Source organism: Nostoc sp. 'Peltigera membranacea cyanobiont' 232 (genome assembly GCF_002245985.1).
Classification (GTDB): Bacteria; Cyanobacteriota; Cyanobacteriia; order Cyanobacteriales; family Nostocaceae; genus Nostoc.
In genome coordinates this window covers 1-2,443 of the sequence record NZ_NOLK01000344.1, presented here as the reverse complement: position 1 = coordinate 2,443, position 2,443 = coordinate 1, and the positions used below count along the sequence as shown (strand labels likewise).

The following is a 2,443-nucleotide window of genomic DNA, read 5'->3' as shown; positions in this document are numbered from 1 at the left end:
CAATTGTTGTGCAACGACCAAATGAGTTTGAGCTTGAGGGCAAAGACACTCACATAAACTATTCAATTCTCAATGGAGTTTCACAGCTTGATTACAGAACACAAAACATCAAGCAGCATTTTAGTGGCGACCAAATTCAGACATTAGATACTGATATTGGGACACTACTGACGGTAATTATTAGCAAACCACCAAACCCTGACATTGGAGGAAATATAGTCAAACTGAGCTTCCTCCTACCAATTATCAATCTAGCTATCGGCAACAAAGAAACTTCCCTCCTTACCGAAGCCATTTTGACCACTCAAAAAACATCAGGATTTATTCGTACTCCACTATTTGGACAATTACAGTCATATCAGACTTTAGTACTCAGAGGAACTGCTAGATACCACTAGATAGGGACTAATTTCTGAAATTAATTCGGATGAAGAGGAATTTATCAATTATCGCTATACTACCTTTTTGTCACATCAGCCGCCTGACCCAGTAACTATAGTCTCCGACTTGGGAGTGTAAGTAGTAATACACGCGCATTCCCGTTTTGATATCAATTATTGGATAACGCCGGCCTATTATCAAATCTAAGTTAGAAATTTTTACTAACTTCTGACCGATTAGTTTGAGAAAATCTTCGTGTGCAAGCCCTGACTGTCTAATCAGTATATGTAAGCTTATGCACTAACGATTTTAGTAGGATTCAAGCTTTCAAATCAGTAGTTATATACCAATAAGACAGACAGGGTGTGCAAGCCTAATCGGAATTAAGCTAAAGTCAATAGTTAACAATTGAGAATCCATACAGATTGTACCAATGTACATTCAGCAAATTGGAGAAATTTTGATCTCCTTTTCACAGATTTTGGATTCAATACAATTATTAATTTATCATTCCTAATTCCTAATTCAAAATTGATTCCCCTGCCTCTATTGGGAATCCTATTTTTGGTGGGTTTTAAATCCCTCAATGTCACAGAAATAGGAATTATTAATCATGAATTAGGAATTTTTTCAAAAGTTCAAAGTCTGCATCCTACAGTCGAGGCAGTATTTGAAAAATCAACTATCTTTGCCCTGTTTAGATCACTTAGGCGCACGGAAACCGGCAAGTTGTGCTGTTGCTGGGTCTTTAAAACAAATATCCGGTTTGACTTTTTCGTAATCTAAAGTTTTGGGAAGGTGATAAATGTTGCCTCTATTATTCGTAATTTTGCCTTTTACCAGTGCATCACTTGGGCAAGTTGTTTCGTTTTGTGGTTTCACTCCAAGATTTTGTGCTGCTGCTAAAACTGCTGCTTTATTCGCCGATGCTCGCTTCTTAGAACTAGAAGTTGTATTTCCAGGTACAGGACTAGCTGCTGTACTAGAGGTAGGATTAGCTGCTTGCTGTACTAGAAGCAGGACTAGCTGGAGCAACAGCAGTTGGTGTTTGAGGCGTAGTGCTAGTAGATTCTTCAGGTTTTTTACCACAACTACCTAGCATCATTACTGTAAATAACATCACTACAATGCTCAATTGACGAGGTTTAAGTTGATTGTTCATGCGGGAATGGCACTAAGAAAAGCTCTAAGCTATGCTCTGTAATCATTACAGGCATTGATGCCATTAAGCAGTCAAGGAGTAGCTGCGATCGCTATTTTTGTAGGTGCTGTGAAATGGGGGCAGTAAGGGTGCGGGTTGCCCAAAAAAATTTTTAGATAGGAAAAGCTTACTCGTTCATGAAATACTTTCACAGGAGACGAGCAAGCAATATAACTATTATCACTGTGACACTACGAGTACAAATTCTCAAGGACAAATTTAGTCAAAGTTTAGGATTGCCTTTTCAAGAGCTATTACCAACAAGTGTAATTGAGCAAGCACTCAGGGAGCTAAAAATTAGATATTATCAGCGATTATTTGACCCAATAGTAACGCTTTGGGCATTTTTATCTCAGGTAATAGAAGCTGATAAAAGTTGCCATAATGCAGTGAGTAAAGTCATCGCTTATTTGGCAGGTTTGGAAGTAGAAATTCCCTCAACTGATACAAGTGCTTATTGTCAAGCGCGGTCGAGATTACCAGAGACATTATTACAAAAACTTTTTCGTCAGACGGGACAGATACTAGAAGAAAAAGTGACAGCAGAATATTTATGGTGTGGTCGAAATGTGAAAGTAATAGATGGGTCTACCGTATCAATGCCTGATACTGCCGAAAACCAGAAAGCATATCCCCAACCTAGTAGCCAAAAGCCTGGATGCGGGTTCCCAATTGCGAAAATTGGTGTGATATTCAGTTTAGCTACTGGAGCTGCTATGGCTCTATGTATAGACGTTATAGCGGTATGCATTTGAATGAGATACGAACTTATGTACTACAAGGATTGTGTACTGAAATTAATAGTTACCTAGAAAACTTTAGACTGGTTCTAAATATTCAGTGAAACAGTAGCAACAATGA

General features: G+C 38.4%; 3 protein-coding genes. 2 read left to right on the top strand and 1 reads right to left on the bottom strand.

Translation table 11 applies throughout. The features are described from left to right. A partial coding sequence (locus CDG79_RS43270; protein ID WP_189525319.1) for a hypothetical protein occupies positions 1–398 on the top strand: 398 nt, incomplete at its 5' end. Positions 399–1,083: 685 nt separating this feature from the next. Here the strand turns inward: CDG79_RS43270 and CDG79_RS40125 are convergent. Beyond that, positions 1,084–1,470, bottom strand: a complete 387-nt coding sequence (locus CDG79_RS40125) for a sunset domain-containing protein (protein WP_094346997.1) — start codon at positions 1,468–1,470, stop codon at positions 1,084–1,086. Between the two features lie 249 nt (positions 1,471–1,719). Here CDG79_RS40125 and CDG79_RS40120 point away from each other — a divergent pair, with 249 nt between their 5' ends. Continuing rightward, the gene (locus CDG79_RS40120; RefSeq protein WP_223278663.1) at positions 1,720–2,337 is read left to right on the top strand and encodes a transposase domain-containing protein; all 618 of its coding nucleotides are present in this window, start codon (positions 1,720–1,722) and stop codon (positions 2,335–2,337) included. The last annotated feature ends 106 nt before the right edge of the window (positions 2,338–2,443 follow it).

Coding starts and splice junctions, on each gene's coding strand:
- CDG79_RS40120 (WP_223278663.1), top strand. CDS start 1,720: ATGAAATACTTTCACAGGAGACGAGCAAGCAATATAACTATTATCACT.